Origin of the sequence: Streptococcus sp. HMSC056C01 (genome assembly GCF_001811305.1) — a bacterium.
Lineage (GTDB): Bacteria > Bacillota > Bacilli > Lactobacillales > Streptococcaceae > Streptococcus.
The window spans coordinates 1-243 of sequence record NZ_KV804190.1 but is presented as its reverse complement, the minus strand read 5'-3'; the positions used below and the strand labels follow the sequence as shown (position 1 = coordinate 243).

The following is a 243-nucleotide window of genomic DNA, read 5'->3' as shown; positions in this document are numbered from 1 at the left end:
CCGTTCCCTTCAGCCGGACTTGGGTAATCCTCCATAGTATTTAATGGACCTTGTAGGACTTGAACCTACGACCACTCGGTTATGAGCCGAGAGCTCTAACCAGCTGAGCTAAAGGTCCAACAAGATCATTATAGCGGCGAAGGGGATCGAACCCCCGACCTCCCGGGTATGAACCGGACGCTCTAGCCAGCTGAGCTACACCGCCATCAATCGGGAAGACAGGATTCGAACCTGCGACACCTT

Annotated in this window: 2 tRNA genes; both read right to left on the bottom strand. The window is 53.9% G+C overall.

The annotated features are described in order from the left end of the window. Window positions 1-44: 44 nt before the first annotated feature. A tRNA-Ile gene (locus HMPREF2795_RS02525) sits at window positions 45-118 on the bottom strand. 13 nt (window positions 119-131) lie between these two features. Next, window positions 132-205: transfer RNA gene (locus HMPREF2795_RS02520), tRNA-Met, on the bottom strand. Between the last annotated feature and the right edge of the window lie 38 nt (window positions 206-243).